This is a genomic window from Stenotrophomonas sp. Steno-Z4 (genome assembly GCF_056393145.1).
This window is the reverse complement of the sequence record NZ_JBWJPC010000003.1, coordinates 290,966-308,565: the sequence shown is the minus strand read 5'-3', so window position 1 is coordinate 308,565 and position 17,600 is coordinate 290,966. Positions and strand designations below refer to the sequence as shown.

The following is a 17,600-nucleotide window of genomic DNA, read 5'->3' as shown; positions in this document are numbered from 1 at the left end:
GCCTTACGCGGGCAACTCGATCGAGATCGCTTCCGCCGCCTCGCGCGCGATCTTCCGCGCTTCGTCGATGGACTCAGCCCGCGCCAGCGTCACCCCAACCCGGCGGTGCCCATGAACGCTCGGCTTGCCGAACAGGCGCAGCGCCGTGTCCGGATGCGCCAGTGCCGCCTCTACGTTGCTGAAGACCGGCACGCCTTCGCCGTGCGCCAGTATCGCGCAGGAAGCCGACGGGCCACTCTGGCGGATCAGCGGGATCGGCAGGCCCAGGATGGCGCGGGCGTGCAGCGCGAATTCGCTCAGTTCCTGCGAGGCCAGCGTGACCAGGCCGGTGTCATGCGGGCGCGGCGAGACTTCGCTGAACCACACGTCGTCGCCCTTCACGAACAGCTCTACCCCGAACAGGCCCCAGCCGCCCAGGTCATCGGTGATCGCCTGCGAGATCTCTTCGGCACGCGCCAGCGCGGCCGGCGACATCGGCTGCGGCTGCCAGCTTTCGCGGTAGTCGCCATCCTTCTGCCAATGCCCGATCGGCGCGCAGAACGAGGTGCCCCCGGCATGGCGCACGGTCAGCAGGGTGATCTCGTAATCGAAATCGATGAAGCCTTCCACGATGCAGCGGCCGGCACCGGCACGACCACCGGTCTGTGCATATTCCCAGGCCGGCGCGATGTCGGCCTCGTCGCGCAGCGTGCTCTGGCCCTTGCCCGAGGAGGACATCACCGGCTTGACCACGCACGGCAGCCCGATCGCCGCCACGGCGGCGCGGTACTCGGCCTCGGTGTCCACGAAGCGGTACGGCGAGGTCGGCAGGCCCAGGGTTTCGGCGGCCAGGCGGCGGATGCCTTCACGGTCCATGGTCAGGCGCGCCGCGCGCGCGGTCGGCACCACCCGCTGGCCGGTTTCCTGCTCCAGCTGGACCAGGGTTTCGGTGTGGATGGCTTCGATCTCGGGCACGATCAGGTGCGGTTTTTCCTCGGCGATCAGCGCGCGCAGCGCCATCGCATCGAGCATGTCGACCACGTGCGACCGGTGCGCCACCTGCATGGCCGGGGCGTCGGCATAGCGGTCGGCAGCAATCACCTCCACCCCCAGCCGCTGCAGCTCGATGGCGACCTCCTTGCCCAGTTCGCCCGAGCCCAGCAGCAGGACACGGGTGGCGGAGGGGGACAGCGGCGTGCCGAGCGTGATCATGGCGATATTCCGGACATCAGAGGCGGGACGCCATTTTATGGGATGGGGCCCTTGCAGGAGTGATATCAATTTGATATCAATATTCCAAACCCACCCGCAAAGGATGCCCCCATGAAAGAAAAGCCCGTCCCCTCCCTCTCCGGCATCCCCTTCCTGCTGGCCGTGCTGGCCCTGCTGGTGGTCTCCGCATGGCTCTTCTTCTCCGGGATCGAGCCCGGCAACGTCAACCTGCTGCTGATGCTCGGCGGCGTGCTGCTGGGCCTGATTGCCCTGTTCAGCCTGACCGGCCTGTACACCGTGCAGCCCAACCAGGCGGCGGTGCTGAGCCTGTTCGGCAAGTACGTCGGCACGGTCAAGGACAACGGCCTGCGCTGGAACAACCCCTTCTTCAGCAAGAAGAAGGTCAGCCAGCGCGTGCGCAACTTCGAAAGCGGCAAGCTCAAGGTCAACGAACTGGACGGCAGCCCGATCGAAATCGCCGCGGTCATCGTCTGGCAGGTCGTGGACGCCTCCGAGGCGGTCTACAACGTGGACGACTACGAAAGCTTCGTGCACATCCAGTCCGAATCCGCCCTGCGTGCGATGGCCACCAGCTACCCCTACGATCAGCACGAGGACGGCCAGCTCTCCCTGCGCAGCCACGCCGCCGAGATTTCCCAGCACCTCAAGGACGAACTGGCCGAACGCCTGGCCGATGCCGGCGTGCAGGTGCTCGATGCGCGCATCAGCCACCTCGCATACGCCCCGGAAATCGCCCAGGCGATGCTGCAGCGGCAGCAGGCCAACGCAGTGATCGCCGCGCGCACGCGCATCGTCGCCGGTGCCGTGGGCATGGTCGAAATGGCGTTGGTCGAACTGCAGAAGAACAACGTGGTGCAGCTGGATGAAGAGCGCAAGGCGCAGATGGTGGGCAACCTGCTCACCGTGCTGTGCTCGGACCGCGGCACCCAGCCGATCGTCAACGCCGGTTCGTTGTACTGAGCATGAGCGAAAAGAAAGCCTACCCGCTGCGGATCAATGCCGACGTGCTGGCAGCGGCGCAGCGCTGGGCCGACGACGAGCTGCGCAGTCTCAACGCGCAGATCGAGTACGTACTGCGCGACGCACTGCGCAAGGCTGGACGCCTTCCCAAACCCGCACCTGATCCGGAGAGCAAGGAATGAGCAAGCGCTGGAGCTACCTCACCGTCGAAGTTAAGCCCTCGTGGACCGGCCTGAAGCCGGAAGACCTGCAGGCCGAACTCAACCGCCAGGGCCAACTCGGCTGGGAGCTGGTGAACGTAATGCAGGGCACCCCCATGGGCGTGGCGTTGCTGTTCTTCAAGAAGGAGCTCTGACGTGGCAGCCCGGACGACGGCCGTGCCCGCCACTGAATTCGCGGTGGCGCCGGCCCCGCTGTGGCGCCTGCTCTGGCTGTGGCTGCCGCTGCTGGGCGTGGCCGTGCTGCTGGTCACCACGCACCTGCAGGAACAACGCACACCGATGGACATGGCCATCACCCTGCCGTTCCTGCTGGTGCTGGGCGGTGTGCTCAGCTGGGCGTTCCTCCGTCGCCGCATCACGCTGGAACATGGCGAGCTGCTGGTGACCTCCACCTTCTACCGCCGTCGCACGGCGGTATCGTCGATGCTGCTGGACCAGGCGCGCATCGTCGACCTGGCCGAACACAGCCAGTTCAAGCCGGGCATGAAGATCAACGGGTTCGGCATGCCGGGGTTCCAGTCCGGCCATTACCGGATGGGCAAGCACAAAGCGTTCTGCCTTGTCACCGATCCCAGCCGCGTGCTGTACCTGCCGCTGCGCGACGACCGCGTGCTGCTGCTCAGCCCCGAGCACCCGCGCGCCCTGCTGGATGCGCTGAACGCGCAGGCTGCGCGATAAGCTGTACGCATGCGCCGACACCCTGCCCTGCTGATCAACACCGCCGATATCGAACTGTGGCCCGGCGGCCTGCTGCGCGCGCGCAGCAACGCCGATGCACGGGCGCTGGCCCGGGCCCGCTGGGTACTGCGGCGCAAGCGTGATGGGCAGTACCTGGCCGCCGCCACCGCGCACGGCCTGTTGCCGCTGGTGCCGCACCTGATGCGCGAGCCGGGGATCGAGGAAGCACTCGATGCCCTGGACCTGGCGCTGCATGGCGCGCAGCGCGCGCATGCAGCCGATGCGCTGCTGCCGCTGAGCGGACTGCAGGATCGGCTGGAAGAGCTGGGCATCGATGCGGCGCGCTATGAGCAGGACACCGCGCTGGGGCTGGAAGCCGAACCGGCACGGCTGGCGCTGGCCGGCTTCGACCGTTACCGCCGCCCGCTGTGGCTGCAGCAGGGCGCCGCGCGCGCCTGGCAGCGCATGCAGCAGCAGGCAGCGCGCGAGGGCATCGTGCTGGAGGCCATTTCGGGCTACCGCAGCCACGATTACCAGCTGGGCATCTTCGCGCGCAAACGCGCACGCGGTCTGGAGGTGGATGCGATCCTGCAGGTCAACGCCGCGCCGGGGTACAGCGAACACCACAGCGGGCGGGCGCTGGATATCAGCAGCCCGGGGGAAGCGCCGGCCGAGGAGAGCTTCGAGTCCACCGCTGCGTTCGCGTGGCTGCTGGAGCACGCGGGAAGCTACGGCTTCCACCTGAGCTACCCACGCGACAACCCCCACGGCATCGTGTACGAGCCGTGGCATTGGTGCTGGTCTGGGCCGTAACGCCACGCCCTGCGTGGCTCAGTCCTGGGAGCGGTTGGTGCTGGCCTCCGGGCTTTCGGTGAAATCGGCGATGCGCCACAGGTACAGGCTGGCGTAGGTCCGGAACGGGCCCCACTTTTCGCCGCGGGCGGCCAGTTCCTTTGGGGTGGGCATTGCTTCTGCCTTGTCCACCCGCTGGGCGCCCTTGCGCACCCCGAGGTCGTCGATGGGCAGGATGTCGGGGCGGCCGAGCCGGAACATCAGCATCATTTCCACGGTCCAGCGGCCGATGCCACGGATCGGCACCAGTGCGTCGATGATCGCGTCGTGCGGCATCACCGACATCCGCCGCAGGTCGGGAATCTCGCCCGCCGCCTCGCGCCGGGCCAGGTCACGCAGGGCCAACGCTTTGTTGCCGGAGACACCACAGCTGCGCAGGCCGGGGTCGTCGATCCGGGCCAGGGTGTCGGCGTGCAGGCGGGTGCTGCCGATGGCCGTCTCTACCCGGCCCACGATGGTGGAGGCGGCCTTGCCGCTGAGCTGCTGGAAGAGGATCGCGCGGGCCAGGGCATCGACCGGATCGAAACTGCGCGCCCAGCCGGGCGGCGCCGCCACCGGCCCGAGCCGCTTCATCCAGCTGCCCAGCCGACGGTCGCGGCGCGACAGCCAGTCGTGCGCCTCGTCCACATCAAAGCCCCGGCGGAAGCGCGGCATGTCAGCGCCTCAGGGCATTGAGCGCGTACACCACCCACCCGATCATCAAGGCCGTGCCACCCACCGGGGCCAGCCCGGTGCGCAACTGCCACAACGCGCCGGCCACCAGGCTGCCGGAGAACAACAGCGTGCCCAACAGCAGCACGTACAACGCCAACTTGCCCACGCTGTTCTGCTGGGTGGGGCCCAGCACGGCCAGGGCCACGCCATGCCCGAAGGCGAACAGCGCCGCAGTGTTCACATGCGACTGCGCCAGCGGTTCGGCGATACCGTGCGATGCATAGGCCGACAGGCCCACGGCCGTGGCCGCCAACAGGCCGCCCAGGCAGGCCAGCAGTGAAGGTTTACGCGCGCGTCGTTCCAGGTTGAGCATGGCTGCATCTTCCTCCAAAAAAAAACGCGCCGCAGGAAGCGGCGCGTTTTCTGTTCTACGTTACATCCGTGGCAACCGTCGGTTTACTTGACGGCCCAGTAGATGTCGTACGTACCTTCCTGCGTGAACGACTTCTCCAGACCGCCGTTCCAGGTTTCGTACGGACGATCGATCACTTCGTTGCCGCCAGTCACAGCCCAGGCACGCAGTGCGTTGCGGGCGATGTCCAGGCCAGCCATGTGGCCGGTGTACTTGGCGTGGGCGGTACGGTGCGGAGCAACGTGCACGTACTTGACCGGGGCACCACCATCGATCTTCACCGTCAGGGCTTCAGCCGAAGCGCCTGCAGTACCCTTCTTCTTGACCGGCTGGGCCACGTCGAAGGCGTACTTCTCCTGACCGAAGTCAGTGGTGATGATGCGGAACGGACCGGCGGCTTCGAGGTCATTGGCCTCCATCACGCGCTTGATCCACTCCTGGTTGTCCTTGATGGACTTGGTGATGGTCGCTTCGCCGCGATCAACGTTACCGGCGGTGACGACCAGCAGGTCTTCGGCCGGGGCATCGACGATGGCCAGGTCGACCAGCGGGGCTTCGGCGGTGCGGTAGTCGATGTTCGGCACGGTAGCCAGCATGTTGGCCATGCGCGACAGACCCAGCTTCAGGTCGTCACCGACGTGACGGCTGACGTACAGACCGGCGTAACGACCAAACAGGTTCCAGCCGTACTTGATGCTGTAGTCCTGGGTGATCTTGACGTTGCGGCCACCCTTGCCGGTCGGCTCAAGCGTGAAGCTGGTCTTCTTGTCGTGGCCCTTGGTCTGGTCCTCGATGGCGATGGCCACGCGCTTGTTCGGCTCGGACTCGGTGATCGTCCAGCTGCCCTGGCCCAGCGACGATTCCTTGGAGGAATAGTCCAGGCGGGCACCCACGCCGGCGGCGGGGCCGGAGTGCTTCAGTTCAACGGCGGGATCGCGCAGGACGAGCGGGTTCCAGTCCTTGAAGCGGCGCAGGCTGTTGACCGTGTCGTACACGATCGTCATCTTGCGGTTGGTCTCGATGCTTTCGGTAATGTGACGCTCGCCCGGCAGCACAACGCCAATGATGACGAACAGGCCAGCCACGATCCCCAAGGCGATCAGGAACTCGATAATACGGGTCATTCAGGAGTCTCCGGGGCCGATCCCACGGCCGGGTTGATTGAAGCGAAGCGCCAATCCTAGCAGGCTTCGCGGGTGTTGTTGATCAGGATTGGCGCACCGGTTTCCATACCAGCAGCGGTTTTGAATAGACAAGGAGCGGAAAGATAGCGCATCGCGCGGGCCAGCATGTGGCCGTTGGCCATATTTATTTGCCGGTTTCGGCAACGAGGCCTGCAACGACCGCCGCAGGCCTTGCCCCACAAGGCTTTCAACTGGCGTTCATGTTCACACCAGTTGCAGCTCGAATGCCTTCAGCACGGCCCGGGTGCGGTCGCGCACGCCCAGCTTGGACAGGATGTTGGACACATGGTTCTTGATGGTGCCTTCGGCCACGCCCAGCGAATTGGCGATCTCCTTGTTGGAGAACCCGCTGGCCATCAGCCGCAGGATCTCGGTCTCGCGGTCGGTGAGCGGGTCGGGCCGGTCCAGGCTCACGAACTCGTTGCGCATGTGCTCCAGCCCCGACAGCAGGCGCTGGGTGACCGCCGGCTGCACCAGCGAACCGCCATCGGCCACGGTGCGGATGGCACCGACCAGCTGTTCCAGGGTCACGTCCTTGAGCAGGTAGCCCTTGGCGCCGGCCTTGAGCCCGGCCAGGACCAGCTGGTCATCGTCGAAGGTGGTGAGGATGATGGTCGGCGGCAGCTGGCCCAGCCGCGACAGCGACTGCAGCGCCTCCAGCCCGGACATCACCGGCATGCGCATGTCCATCAGCACGACGTCGGGGCGGATCTGAGGCACCACCTCGACGGCCTGGCGGCCATCGGCGGCTTCGGCCACCACTTCGATCCCGTCATCCAGGGCGAGCAGCGAGCGGATTCCCTGCCGCACCAGGGTTTGGTCGTCGACCAGGCAGACGCGAATCATCAACGCACTCCTTCCAGGATGGCACCCAGCATCAGCACTGGCACGCCGGGAACCGAGGCGCGCAGGCGGAAGCCCTGACCCCGGTGGGTTTCAATCTGCAGCTCACCGCCGCATTGTTGCAGGCGTTCCCGCATGCCACGCAAGCCGTTGCCGATCACGATGCCATCGGCGCCCACGCCATCGTCGTGCGCCTGCACCACCACCTGCCCCGGCGGCTCGCGGAATACCTGGATCCACAGGTTGCGGGCGCGGGCATGGCGCACCGCGTTGGTGATGATCTCCTGGGTGCAGCGCAGCAGGACGTGGGCCTGTTCGGGGTCTTCCACGCTCAGCGGTTCTTCGATGTCCAGGTGGATGTCCAGCGAGGGCACCTGCTCGGTCAGCGGGCGCAACGCGGCGGCCAGGTCGATGGCGCCGCTGTCGCGCAGCTGGCTGACCGCTTCGCGCACGTCGGTGAGCAGCAGCTTGGCCAGGGTATGGGCCTGGTGCACATGCTCCTGGGCCTGGCCCTCGGTGATGTGGCCGGCCACTTCCAGGTTCAGGCTCAGCGCGGTGAGGTGGTGGCCGAGCAGGTCATGCAGCTCGCGCGAGATCCGGGTGCGCTCGTTGACCCGTGCGCTTTCGGCCAGCAGCACGCGGGTGGCGCGCAGCTCGGTATTGAGCCGGCGCTGCTCTTCGCGGGCGTCGGTCTGCTGGCGGGCGACCAGGCTGGTCACGAAGATGAACATGGAGAAGCCGCCATACAGCAGCGATTGCATCACCGCCTCGAACAGCGAGAACGGCAGGAACAGGTAATAGACCGGGGCGACCGCCAGCTGGCTGACCAGCAGCCAGATCACCCCGACCCGGGCCGGCAGCATCCACGGGATGACCCCGGCGGCCACCATCATCAGGATGCTGCCCAGGCCCGAGCCGCTCAGGAAGCTCACGGCCAGGGCGGAAATGGTCAACAGGACCAGGATGGCGCGGTCATACCAGGCCGAATGGCCGCCGTTGCGCAGGCCGCGGGTCAGCCACAGGTAGCCGCCGCCGAAGGCCAGGTAGGACACGAACAGCAACAGGGGCGGCACGTCGATGCCGCCGCTGCGGCGGACCGCTTCGTACTGGGAATAGACCAGCGGCAAGCCAAGCATGACCCAGGTGAACAGGCCGGCCAGTCGCAGTACTCGGGTTTGGCTGAGGTATCCCAACATGGACGCATCTTAGGCTGAACCTGCGCCGCTGCACCCGGACATAAGTCATGGCTGGCCTGTGCCCTGCCCGGCCACCCATGCAATAATCACCGGCAGGGCCCCTAGACGGGCCAACCGCGTTACCCCACGGAGTCACAATGTCGATTGTCATCCGCGACGTGCGCGAGCACGAGCTCGATTCCGTCCTGGCCCTGAACAACAACGCCGGCCTGGCCATCCTTCCGCTGGATGCCGCCCGCCTGCGCCTGTTCTATGAAACCGCTGAATACTTCCGCGTCGCCGAGCGCGACGGCAACCTGGCCGGCTTCCTGATCGGTTTCGGCAGCGACAGCCAGCACGACAGCAGCAACTTCGCCTGGTTCAAGCAGCACCTGACCAGCAAATTCTTCTACATCGACCGCATCGTGGTGGCCAGCCGCCGCCGTGGCGGTGGTGTGGGCCGGGCGTTCTACGCCGATGCCCAGAGCTACGCCGAGCTGCGCTACCCGCAGCTGACCTGCGAGGTGTTCCTGGACCACGGCGCCGATGCGGCGCTGCTGTTCCATGGCAGCTTCGGCTTCCGCGAGGTCGGGCAGAACAACATGCCGCACGTGGATGTGCGGGCCAGCATGCTGCTCAAGGACCTGTGCAGTTACCAGTGGGTGCACGACACCTACGGCGACGCGCTGCCGGACGTGCCCTGGGTGGGCCAGCGTCGCGAGCCGCTGCGCGCGCATCGACCGACGGGGACCTGAGGTGGCGGCGAACATGGATTTTGAACAGGCCGGTGAACTGAAGATCGGCCAGGTGGGCATCGCCAACCTGCGCATCCGCACCCTGGATGTGGAACGCCTCACCCGCGAAATGCACGACCGAGTGGCCCGCGCGCCGAAGCTGTTCGGCCGCGCTGCGGTGATCCTGGACTTCGGTGGCCTGAGCCAGATGCCCGACGTGGCCACGGCCCAGGCGCTGCTGGATGGCCTGCGCAGTGCCGGCGTGCTGCCGGTGGCGCTGGCCTACGGCAGCAACGAAACCGACCTGCTCTCGCAGCAGCTGGGGCTGCCGCTGCTGGCCAAGTTCCGCGCGCAGTACGAGCGCGCCGAGGCTGAGCCGGCACCGGCGCCGGCTGCAGCCGCACCGGCCCCGGAACCGGCACGCCGCGCGCGTGCCGCCGCACCGGCCCCTGCCGCGGCGGTGGACGCGGGCAATGCGCCCAAGCCCGGCCGCATGCAGACCAGCAACGTGCGTTCGGGCCAGCAGCTGTACGCGGAGAACTGCGACCTGACGGTGATGGCCACGGTCGGCGCGGGCGCCGAAGTGATCGCCGATGGCAGCATCCATATTTACGGTACGCTGCGGGGCCGTGCCCTGGCAGGTGCCCAGGGCAACACCACGGCGCGCATTTTCTGCCGTGACTTCCACGCTGAACTGGTCGCCATTGCCGGCCATTACAAGGTACTGGACGATGTCCCGGACAACCTGCGCGGCAAGGCCGTGCAGGTGTGGCTGGAACAGGACCAGATCAAGATCGCTGCGCTGGACTGACGCGGCAACCCAACAGAATCATCAGGAGAAGTCCTTTGGCTGAAATCATCGTAGTCACCTCCGGCAAGGGCGGCGTCGGCAAGACCACTTCCAGCGCGAGCCTTGCCTGCGGCCTTGCGCGCAGGGGCAAGAAGGTGGCGGTGATCGACTTCGACGTCGGCCTGCGCAACCTCGACCTGATCATGGGCTGCGAGCGGCGCGTGGTGTACGACTTCGTGAATGTCGTGCACGGCGAGGCCACGCTCAAGCAGGCCCTGATCAAGGACAAGCGTTTCGACAACCTGTACGTGCTGGCGGCATCGCAGACGCGCGACAAGGATGCGCTGACCCAGGAAGGCGTGGGCAAGGTGCTGAAGGACCTGGCCGCTGACGGTTTCGATTACATCATCTGCGATTCGCCGGCGGGTATCGAAAAGGGTGCGTTCCTGGCGATGTATTTCGCCGACCGCGCGGTGGTGGTGGTGAACCCGGAAGTGTCGTCGGTACGCGACTCGGACCGCATCATCGGCCTGCTGGATTCGAAGACGCACAAGGCCGAATCGGGCCAGGCCGTGCCGGCCTTCCTGCTGCTGACCCGTTACAGCCCGGTCCGGGTGGAGTCGGGCGAGATGCTGAGCATCACGGACGTGGAAGAGGTGCTGGGGCTGAAGGCGATCGGCGTGATCCCGGAGTCAGGGGATGTGCTGAACGCGTCCAACAAGGGCGAGCCGGTGATCCTGGATGCAGAATCGCCGGCAGGCCAGGCATACGATGATGCGGTGGCCCGCATCCTCGGCGAAGAGCGCCCGATGCGCTTCACCGTTGTTGAGAAGAAGGGCTTCTTCAGCAAGCTGTTCGGAGGGTAAGCATGGGCCTGTTCGATTTCCTCAAGACGAAGAAGACCACCGCCGAAACGGCCAAGAACCGCCTGCAGATCATCATCGCGCAGGAACGCAGCCACCGTGGCGGCCCGGATTACCTGCCGCTGCTGCAGCGCGAGCTGCTGGAAGTGATCAAGAAGTACGTGAACATCGACGCGGACGCGGTCAAGGTAGACCTGGTCAAGGACGGCGAGCACGACGTGCTGGACATTTCGGTGGCGCTGCCGGAAGGCCCGCAGCAGCCCTGATCGTAAAGGCCCCTTCCCCACCGGGAAGGGGCGCAGGACGCACACGCCATGAACACCGCCGCCGAAGCAGAACCGCAGGTCACCCGGGTGGGCGACATCGCCTTCGAGGATGCGGCGGCGTTGCTGGCCCGCCACGCGCTGCAGCTGCACCACGTGGCCGATGGCGCACCGATTCCGGGCAGTTACTGGGGCGAGCCCGAGGCGGGCATCATCGCCAGCGACGTCTATGTGCGTAACGACACGCCGGTGCACTCGATGCTGCACGAGGCCTGCCACCTGATCGTGCTGCCGCCGGAACGTCGCGCGCTGGTGCACACCGACGCGACCGATTCGGTCCCCGAAGAAGACGCCACCTGTTACCTGCAGATCGTGCTGGCCGGTCAGCTGCCGGGCGTAGGCAGTGCGCAGCTGATGGCCGACATGGATGCCTGGGGCTACACCTATCGCCTCGGCTCCACGCGCGCCTGGTTCGAGCAGGATGCCGAAGACGCAAAAGCCTGGCTGATCGAACGCGGCCTACTCGCCACGTAAAACAGTGTACGAGCGCACGCGCGAATGAGCGCGGTAGGGTCGGTCGTCAGACGACTGCCGATACGAACGATCGGCACGGCGACGCATTGCGCCCCGGCGGAGAAACGCTTCCGGCGGCTCCGTATCCGCGCGTAAAGCGTGGCTGTTCTGTTCTTCCCGCGCAGGGCGAGGACGGGGGTGCCCTGGCCGGACACGCGTGAACCCATCCATGGGGCTTATCGCAGCATCCATGCTGCTCAAAGTCCGGCCAGGGCACCCCCGCCCTCGCCCCCTCAGTTCTCTGCGACGACCGGACACGAGATCAAAAGCATCGCGAACCCGCACATTCTGGTTGCCGCTCAGCCACGCATGGCGTGGCTCTACGGCGAAACAATTCGATCGACCTGACGCCATCTGCCTTTGACTGCCCGTCCGTCGACGCATGACCGTCTGGGGGAGCGGGGTGGAGGGGGTAGCGGGGCTTTGAGCAGCATGGATGCTGCGATAAGCCCCATGGATGGGTTCACGCGTGCCCCGCTACCCCCTCCACCCCGCTCCCCCGCGCGCAGAGAACGAAAACGCCAGCGCTTCTACGCAGGAGAACTCAGCCGCCTGCCAAAGCGCGCAACGTAATGCCAACGATGTAAGCGAGATACGTACCAGTCGCATACCCCATTGTCCCGAGCAGCACGCCAACAGGCGCAAGGGACGGATGGAACGCAGCCGCAACCACGGGCGCAGAAGCCGGCCCGCCGATGTTGGATTGCGAGCCGATGGCGAAGTAGAAGAACGGCACCTTGAGCGCCATGGCCAGTGCGAGCAGCAGCAGGATGTGCACGGCGATCCAGATCAGGCCCAGTGCGAACAGCCAGGGGCGTTCCAGCAGGGCCAGCAGGTCCATCTGCATGCCGATGCAGGCGATCAGGAAGTACAGCAGCAGCGAGCCCAGCTTCGAAGCGCCCGCGCCTTCCAGGTTGCGCGCGCGGGTAAAGCTCAGTGCCAGGCCGCAGGTGGTGGAGATCACCACGACCCACACGAACGGTGCGTCGAGGCTGAACTGCGAAGCCCAGGCCACGTGGCCCTTGAACCAGGCCGATACCGGGCCGGCAATGGCGTGCGACAGGCCCACCGTGCCGAACGCTACCGCCACGATCAGCATCAGGTCGGTCAGGCTCGCCACGCGTTCGTGCTCGGCCTGGAATTTTTCGATGCGCAGTTTCAGTTCATCGATCGCGGATGTATCCGCGCCGGTGCGCGCGTCGATCTTCGCCGCGCGGCCGGCCATGAAGATCAGCACCGCCATCCATACGTACCCTACGCCCACGTCCACTACCGCGAACTGGCCGAAGGTGGTGGCGTTGACGTCGAAGACCTCGCGCATGGCCAGCATGTTGGCGCCGCCGCCGATCCAGCTGCCGGCCAAGGCGGCCATGCCCGCCCAGGTATCGCCGGCGACCGTTTCCGGGTGCGCCCATTTCATCAGCATGAAGGCCACTACCGCACCGATCATGATGCTGAAGGACGCGCCCAGGTACATCACGATCAGCTTCGGGCCCAGCCGCAGGATACCCTTGATGTCCACCGCCAGCGTCAGCAGTACCAGCGCGGCCGGCAGCAGGATGTCGCGCGCGATCGGGTTGTACAGGCTGGTGTTCTGCCCGTCGATCAGGCCCACCGTGTTGTAGATGCCGGGAATCATGTAGCACAGCAGCAGTGCCGGCACGAAGGTGTAGAAGCGCTTCCACAGCCCCGTCTCGCGTGAGGCGGTCCAGAACACGGCACCCAGGGTGGCGGCGATCAGGCCGAAAACTACGATGTCGTTCTGGATCAGAGCGGGTGCTTTCACGGGGCGATAGGTTCGATGGCAGGTAGCGACGGGGGTAGAGCCGACTGTCAGTCGGCTGCCGGTACACGGGAAAATTCAGGAACGGGTGTTTTCATTGCACCCCGGAGGTCAGCCGCCCGGTAGGGCGGCCGCTCCACATCATTCGCCGATGTGCTGCTTCAGCCAGCCGTTCACGGTGTCGTGCCACTGCACGCTGTTCTGCGGCTTGAGCACCCAGTGGTTCTCGTCCGGGAAGTACAGGAACTTCGACTCGATGCCCTGGCGCTGCGCGGCCGTGAAGGCGCCCAGGCCCTGTTCGACCGGAATGCGGAAGTCGAGCTGGCCGTGGATGATCAGGATCGGCTTCTTCCAGTCCGCCACGTGGTTCACCGGGTTGAACTTCTCGTAGTTCTGCGGCTTGGCGAACGGCGTGCCGCCCTGCTCCCATTCCGTGAACCACAACTCTTCGGTGGCGTATCCCATCATGCGCTGGTCGAACACGCCGTCATGGTTGACCAGGCACTTCCACGGCTCGTTCCAGTTACCGGCGATCCAGTTGACCATGAAGCCGCCGTAGCTGGCGCCCAGCGCGCAGGCCTTGTCGCCATTGAGGAACGGATACTGCTTCTGCGCCGCCGCCCAGCCCTTCTGCAGGTCTTCCAGCGGGCGGTCGCCCCAGTGCTGGCTGATTGCATCGGTGAACGCCTGGCCGTAGCCGGTGGAACCGTGGAAATCGATCATCACCACCGCGTAGCCCTGGCCCGCGTAGGTCTGCGGGTTCCAGCGGTAGCTCCAGCCATTGCCGAAGCTGCCCTGCGGGCCGCCGTGGATCAGGAACGCTACCGGGTAGGTCTTGCCTTCCTGGTAGTTGTACGGCTTGACCACGTAACCGTGCACGGTTTCGTTGTTCCAGCCCTTGAACTGGAACTGCTCGTAATCGCCGAAGGCCACGTCGGGCAGCATCTGGCCGGCGCTCGGGGTGATCTCGCGCGGGCTGCTGCCGTCGGCCTGGGCCACCACGATCTGGTCGCCGCTCTTCAGGCTGTTCTTCGTGTAAGCCAGCGTGCTGCCGGCGATCACCGGCGAGCCGATGCTGCCGCCTTCGGCGACCACCGTGGCCTTGCCGGTGGCGATGTCGATGTTGAACAGGCGGTGCTCGCCCAGGTCATCGGCCGCGGTGTAGAAACTCTTTTCGTCCTGCGACAGCACCACTTCGCCGGCCGAACGGTCCCAGCCCGGGGCGATTTCGCGGGTCTTGCCCGAGGCCAAGTCGAGCGCGATCACGCCGAAACGGTCCGCCTCGAAGCCCGGGCGCTTCATCGCGCGGTAGTACAGGGTGTTGCCGTCGGCGCTGAACACCGGGCCGGCATCCCAGGCCGGGTTGGCCGCGGTCAGGTTGACCGGGGCCTGCTTGCCCTCGGCATCCAGGCGGTACAGGTCGAAGTTGGTCGACCACGCTTCTTCGCGGCCGGCCACGCGGATGCTGGCCACCACGCTTTTGCCATCCGGCGCCCAGGTGAAGTCGTCATTGCCGCCGAACGGCTTGGACGGCGCATCGCCGGCCAGCGTCGCGCTGATCGCCGAGGCGCCCTTGACCGCAGCGGCCTTGGCGGCCGGCAGCGGGGCCACGAACAGGGTGTTGCGGCGGCCGTCGTTCCAGGTGTCCCAATGGCGCACGAACAGGCTGTCGAACACTTCACCGGTGTTCTTGCGCGCCTTGTGCGCGTCCAGCTTCTTGCTGGTGCAGGCCAGGTCCGAACCGCAGTCCTGGAACACGCCGGCGCTGAAGGCCACGCGGTCGCCCTGCGGCGAGACCTGGAAGCTGTCCACGTCCACTGCGAAATCGGTCAGCTGGCGCGGGGTGCCGCCGGCCAGCGGCATCGAATACAGCTGCTGGCTGCCGCCCTTGGCGCTGAGGAAGTACACCGTCTGGCCGTCGGCCGACAGCGCGGCCGAATTGACGTTCCAGCCGGCCGGGGTGAGCGGCTTGGGCGGGGCCGCATCGCGGGTGCGCAGGTTGCGGATGAACAGGCCGGTGCTGGCCTTGCTGTCGGTGCCGACTACGCGCTTGGCGAACACCACGTTGCCGCCATCGGCGGTCAGCAGCGGGGCCGAAACCCGATCCAGCGCGATCATGTCGCGCACATCCAGGCCACGCGTGGCGGCCAGCGACGGCAGCGCGGTCAGCAGGCACAGCGGCAACAGGGCGTAACGAAGCTTCATCGGGTTCTCCGCGGAACGGCAAAACGCCGATGGTAGGGGGCGGGAGCCTCCCAGCGCAAAGGCCACACGTCATGCCCCGGAAACAACAAACCCCGCCGTGGCGGGGTTTGTCGGGTTCACATTGGCTCTCGATCAGACTGCGGTGGCTTTCTTGCCCGTGCGGTAGATCAGCCAGCCCACCACGAACAGCACCGCCAGACCGATCCACTGCGCGGCCGGCAGGTGGAACGGCACGGCCAGCACGTCGGCACGGCTGCTGACCACGATCGGCACGGCGATGGCGATGCCCATCAGTGCTTCACCGGTGATCAGGCCGGCAGCGAACAGCACGCCCGGCTTGTGCACGCGGTCGCGGCCTTCTTCATCGTCGGCGCGCACCTTGTGGAAACGCTCGACCAGGTAGGAGATCAGGCCGCCCAGGAAGATCGGCACCATCAGTTCCAGCGGCAGGTAGATACCAATCGCAGCGGCCAGCACAGGCACGCGGAAGCGGGCGTTGCGCGACTTCAGCCAGCTGTCGAAGGCGATGATCGCCGCACCGACCACGGCACCAATGCCGATGAAGGTCCACGGCAGTTCGCCACCGAACAGGCCCTTGGCCACCGACGCCATCAGGTTGGCCTGCGGTGCGGCCAGCGCGTTCGGGTGCAGCTCCGACTTGACGCCGATGCCGTACGCGGTAGCCAGCAGGTTCAGCACCGGTGCCATGATCAGCGCACACGAGAACGCACCGATGCCCAGCATCAGCTGCTGCTTCCACGGCGTTGCACCCACGATGTAGCCGGCCTTGAGGTCCTGCAGGTTGTCGCCGCCGACGGCAGCGGCGCAGCACACCACCGCACCGATCATGATCGCGGCCACCGCACCCAGCGGCGCGCCACCGACGCCCACCGGCGTCAATCCATCCTTGCCCAGCAGCAGCACCAGCACCGCCGAGGCGAACAGGATGGTGGAGATGGTGATGCCCGAAACCGGGTTGTTGGACGAACCGATCAGGCCGGCCAGGTAGGCCGAGACCGAGACGAACAGGAAGCCGGCGACGATCATGATGAGGGTCATCGGGATCGACACATGCCACTGGCCCACGATGGCCTGGTACAGCGCCAGCAGCGGCAGGGTGAAGGCCACCAGCGCCACCAGCATCCACTTCATCGGCAGGTCGCGTTCGGTGTGCGCCAGCGCCGGGCCGCCGCTCTTGCGCGCGGCGGCAAAGCCGCTCTTGACGCCGTTGAGCAGCGACTTGCGCAGCGAGATCAGGGTCCACACGCCGCCGATCAGCATCGCGCCCACGCCCAGGTAGCGCATCTTCGCGCCCCAGATGGCGAACGCCGCCTCGGTGGACGAGGCGGTGGCGATCGACGCGGCCAGGGCCGGATCAGTGTTCATGAAGAACGCCTGGTACAGCGGGATGGCGATGTGCCAGGTCAGGATCGAGCCGGACACCACCACGATGCCGACGTTGAGGCCGACGATGTAGCCCACGCCCAGCAGCGCCGGCGACAGGTTGGTGCCGATGAACGCGGTGATCTTGGAGCTGCCGACGTAGGCCGAGGTCGCCCAGGCATCGGGAATCAGGCGCATGCCGCTTTCCGCGGCCAGCTTCACCACCGCACCGATCACCGCCGACAGACCGAGGATCTTCAAGCCCGGGCCCGGGTTCTCACCGGCCTTGAGCACTTCGGCCGCGGCCTTGCCTTCCGGGAACGGAAGCGGGTCTTCGACGATCATCGAACGGCGCAGCGGCACCGAGAACAGCACGCCCAGCAGGCCACCCAGGCCGGCGATGCCCAGCACCCACCAGTACTTGAAGTCCGGCCAGTAGCCCATGATCACCAGCGCCGGGATCGTGAAGATCACACCGGCGGCGATCGACGAACCGGCCGAAGCGCCAGTCTGCACGATGTTGTTTTCCAGGATCGTGCCGCCGCCCAGCAGGCGCAGCACCCCCATGGAGATCACCGCCGCCGGAATGGCCGTGGCGATGGTCAGGCCTGCGAACAGACCCAGGTAGGCGTTGGCCGCCGACAGGATCACCGCCAGCACGATGGCAAGCACCACCGCGCGGAATGTGAGCTGTCTGGGCGCAGCGTCGTCGTTGTTCATGGAAGCCCCTGCTGGCAAAAAATCCTGTCAAACCTAGCCTTCATGCCTTGGTAACGCAAGGCGGGTAGCGCCGGCCGCCGCAATCGGTAAACCCC

At 66.4% G+C, this 17,600-nt stretch carries 19 protein-coding genes; 10 read left to right on the top strand and 9 right to left on the bottom strand.

The annotated features are described in order from the left end of the window. Positions 1 to 3 precede the first annotated feature (3 nt). Entirely contained in the window at positions 4 to 1,191 is a 1,188-nt protein-coding gene (gene purT / locus AC06E7_RS10240; protein ID WP_478064477.1) for a formate-dependent phosphoribosylglycinamide formyltransferase, read from the bottom strand. A 111-nt stretch (positions 1,192 to 1,302) separates the two neighbouring features. On the opposite strand from purT, the gene AC06E7_RS10235 reads away from it, so the two are divergent. Genes AC06E7_RS10235 through AC06E7_RS10215 form a run of 5 tightly spaced genes read left to right on the top strand, consistent with a single transcriptional unit; the run spans position 1,303 to position 3,884 of the window. Then, positions 1,303 to 2,172 carry an SPFH domain-containing protein gene (locus AC06E7_RS10235; protein WP_068850158.1) on the top strand — a complete coding sequence of 290 codons (870 nt, stop codon included), beginning with the start codon at positions 1,303 to 1,305 and terminating at the stop codon, positions 2,170 to 2,172. A gap of 2 nt (positions 2,173 to 2,174) precedes the next feature. Further along, positions 2,175 to 2,354, top strand: coding sequence for a type II toxin-antitoxin system antitoxin (locus tag AC06E7_RS10230; RefSeq protein WP_070206839.1), 180 nt, complete (start codon positions 2,175 to 2,177; stop codon positions 2,352 to 2,354). Further along, complete coding sequence (locus AC06E7_RS10225) at positions 2,351 to 2,527, top strand: DUF4177 domain-containing protein (RefSeq protein WP_083214084.1); 177 nt, start codon at positions 2,351 to 2,353, stop codon at positions 2,525 to 2,527. Before AC06E7_RS10230 ends, AC06E7_RS10225 begins: the two co-directional genes overlap by 4 nt. A gap of 22 nt (positions 2,528 to 2,549) precedes the next feature. Next, positions 2,550 to 3,071, top strand: coding sequence for a PH domain-containing protein (locus tag AC06E7_RS10220; protein ID WP_217536826.1), 522 nt, complete (start codon positions 2,550 to 2,552; stop codon positions 3,069 to 3,071). Between the two features lie 9 nt (positions 3,072 to 3,080). After that, positions 3,081 to 3,884: a M15 family metallopeptidase gene (locus AC06E7_RS10215; RefSeq protein WP_478064473.1), complete on the top strand. Its 804-nt coding sequence runs from the start codon at positions 3,081 to 3,083 to the stop codon at positions 3,882 to 3,884. Between the two features lie 18 nt (positions 3,885 to 3,902). Here AC06E7_RS10215 and AC06E7_RS10210 read toward each other — a convergent pair whose 3' ends face one another. The 5 genes from AC06E7_RS10210 to AC06E7_RS10190 form a co-directional block, all read right to left on the bottom strand. After that, positions 3,903 to 4,577, bottom strand: a complete 675-nt coding sequence (locus tag AC06E7_RS10210) for a DNA-3-methyladenine glycosylase family protein (protein WP_478064471.1) — start codon at positions 4,575 to 4,577, stop codon at positions 3,903 to 3,905. A gap of 1 nt (position 4,578) precedes the next feature. After that, complete coding sequence (locus tag AC06E7_RS10205) at positions 4,579 to 4,950, bottom strand: DUF423 domain-containing protein (protein ID WP_068850146.1); 372 nt, start codon at positions 4,948 to 4,950, stop codon at positions 4,579 to 4,581. Positions 4,951 to 5,033: 83 nt separating this feature from the next. Continuing rightward, positions 5,034 to 6,113: a polyketide cyclase gene (locus AC06E7_RS10200; RefSeq protein WP_068850143.1), complete on the bottom strand. Its 1,080-nt coding sequence runs from the start codon at positions 6,111 to 6,113 to the stop codon at positions 5,034 to 5,036. A 264-nt stretch (positions 6,114 to 6,377) separates the two neighbouring features. Next, on the bottom strand, positions 6,378 to 7,019 hold the full coding sequence (locus tag AC06E7_RS10195; RefSeq protein ID WP_068850140.1) for a response regulator: 642 nt from the start codon (positions 7,017 to 7,019) through the stop codon (positions 6,378 to 6,380). Then, entirely contained in the window at positions 7,019 to 8,212 is a 1,194-nt protein-coding gene (locus AC06E7_RS10190) for a sensor histidine kinase (protein WP_068850134.1), read from the bottom strand. The genes AC06E7_RS10195 and AC06E7_RS10190 overlap by 1 nt, the downstream gene beginning before the upstream one ends. A 137-nt stretch (positions 8,213 to 8,349) precedes the next feature. Between AC06E7_RS10190 and AC06E7_RS10185 the strand changes: the two genes are divergently transcribed. The 5 genes from AC06E7_RS10185 to AC06E7_RS10165 are packed head-to-tail and all read left to right on the top strand — an operon-like array spanning position 8,350 to position 11,375. After that, positions 8,350 to 8,946 carry a GNAT family N-acetyltransferase gene (locus tag AC06E7_RS10185; protein WP_068850131.1) on the top strand — a complete coding sequence of 199 codons (597 nt, stop codon included), beginning with the start codon at positions 8,350 to 8,352 and terminating at the stop codon, positions 8,944 to 8,946. Positions 8,947 to 8,959: 13 nt separating this feature from the next. Beyond that, positions 8,960 to 9,736 (top strand): septum site-determining protein MinC, encoded by a 777-nt coding sequence (minC, locus tag AC06E7_RS10180; RefSeq protein ID WP_478064467.1) that lies wholly within the window; start codon positions 8,960 to 8,962, stop codon positions 9,734 to 9,736. 35 nt (positions 9,737 to 9,771) lie between these two features. Further along, positions 9,772 to 10,581: a septum site-determining protein MinD gene (minD, locus tag AC06E7_RS10175; RefSeq protein WP_068850128.1), complete on the top strand. Its 810-nt coding sequence runs from the start codon at positions 9,772 to 9,774 to the stop codon at positions 10,579 to 10,581. Between the two features lie 2 nt (positions 10,582 to 10,583). Next, positions 10,584 to 10,844 carry a cell division topological specificity factor MinE gene (gene minE, locus AC06E7_RS10170; RefSeq protein ID WP_068850125.1) on the top strand — a complete coding sequence of 87 codons (261 nt, stop codon included), beginning with the start codon at positions 10,584 to 10,586 and terminating at the stop codon, positions 10,842 to 10,844. A 48-nt stretch (positions 10,845 to 10,892) separates the two neighbouring features. Beyond that, positions 10,893 to 11,375, top strand: a complete 483-nt coding sequence (locus tag AC06E7_RS10165) for a hypothetical protein (protein ID WP_217536817.1) — start codon at positions 10,893 to 10,895, stop codon at positions 11,373 to 11,375. 583 nt (positions 11,376 to 11,958) lie between these two features. Here the strand turns inward: AC06E7_RS10165 and AC06E7_RS10160 are convergent. The 3 genes from AC06E7_RS10160 to AC06E7_RS10150 all read right to left on the bottom strand — a co-directional run bounded on the left by AC06E7_RS10160 (position 11,959) and on the right by AC06E7_RS10150 (position 17,505). Beyond that, positions 11,959 to 13,200, bottom strand: coding sequence for a DUF819 family protein (locus AC06E7_RS10160; RefSeq protein WP_068854583.1), 1,242 nt, complete (start codon positions 13,198 to 13,200; stop codon positions 11,959 to 11,961). A gap of 138 nt (positions 13,201 to 13,338) precedes the next feature. Next, positions 13,339 to 15,402, bottom strand: coding sequence for a prolyl oligopeptidase family serine peptidase (locus tag AC06E7_RS10155; protein ID WP_473168676.1), 2,064 nt, complete (start codon positions 15,400 to 15,402; stop codon positions 13,339 to 13,341). 132 nt (positions 15,403 to 15,534) lie between these two features. Then, positions 15,535 to 17,505, bottom strand: a complete 1,971-nt coding sequence (locus AC06E7_RS10150; protein WP_447784580.1) for an OPT family oligopeptide transporter — start codon at positions 17,503 to 17,505, stop codon at positions 15,535 to 15,537. Positions 17,506 to 17,600: the final 95 nt, after the last annotated feature.

Coding starts and splice junctions, on each gene's coding strand:
- purT (WP_478064477.1), bottom strand. CDS start 1,191: ATGATCACGCTCGGCACGCCGCTGTCCCCCTCCGCCACCCGTGTCCTG.
- AC06E7_RS10235 (WP_068850158.1), top strand. CDS start 1,303: ATGAAAGAAAAGCCCGTCCCCTCCCTCTCCGGCATCCCCTTCCTGCTG.
- AC06E7_RS10230 (WP_070206839.1), top strand. CDS start 2,175: ATGAGCGAAAAGAAAGCCTACCCGCTGCGGATCAATGCCGACGTGCTG.
- AC06E7_RS10225 (WP_083214084.1), top strand. CDS start 2,351: ATGAGCAAGCGCTGGAGCTACCTCACCGTCGAAGTTAAGCCCTCGTGG.
- AC06E7_RS10215 (WP_478064473.1), top strand. CDS start 3,081: ATGCGCCGACACCCTGCCCTGCTGATCAACACCGCCGATATCGAACTG.
- AC06E7_RS10210 (WP_478064471.1), bottom strand. CDS start 4,577: ATGCCGCGCTTCCGCCGGGGCTTTGATGTGGACGAGGCGCACGACTGG.
- AC06E7_RS10205 (WP_068850146.1), bottom strand. CDS start 4,950: ATGCTCAACCTGGAACGACGCGCGCGTAAACCTTCACTGCTGGCCTGC.
- AC06E7_RS10200 (WP_068850143.1), bottom strand. CDS start 6,113: ATGACCCGTATTATCGAGTTCCTGATCGCCTTGGGGATCGTGGCTGGC.
- AC06E7_RS10195 (WP_068850140.1), bottom strand. CDS start 7,019: ATGATTCGCGTCTGCCTGGTCGACGACCAAACCCTGGTGCGGCAGGGA.
- AC06E7_RS10190 (WP_068850134.1), bottom strand. CDS start 8,212: ATGTTGGGATACCTCAGCCAAACCCGAGTACTGCGACTGGCCGGCCTG.
- AC06E7_RS10185 (WP_068850131.1), top strand. CDS start 8,350: ATGTCGATTGTCATCCGCGACGTGCGCGAGCACGAGCTCGATTCCGTC.
- minC (WP_478064467.1), top strand. CDS start 8,960: ATGGATTTTGAACAGGCCGGTGAACTGAAGATCGGCCAGGTGGGCATC.
- minE (WP_068850125.1), top strand. CDS start 10,584: ATGGGCCTGTTCGATTTCCTCAAGACGAAGAAGACCACCGCCGAAACG.
- AC06E7_RS10165 (WP_217536817.1), top strand. CDS start 10,893: ATGAACACCGCCGCCGAAGCAGAACCGCAGGTCACCCGGGTGGGCGAC.
- AC06E7_RS10155 (WP_473168676.1), bottom strand. CDS start 15,402: ATGAAGCTTCGTTACGCCCTGTTGCCGCTGTGCCTGCTGACCGCGCTG.
- AC06E7_RS10150 (WP_447784580.1), bottom strand. CDS start 17,505: ATGAACAACGACGACGCTGCGCCCAGACAGCTCACATTCCGCGCGGTG.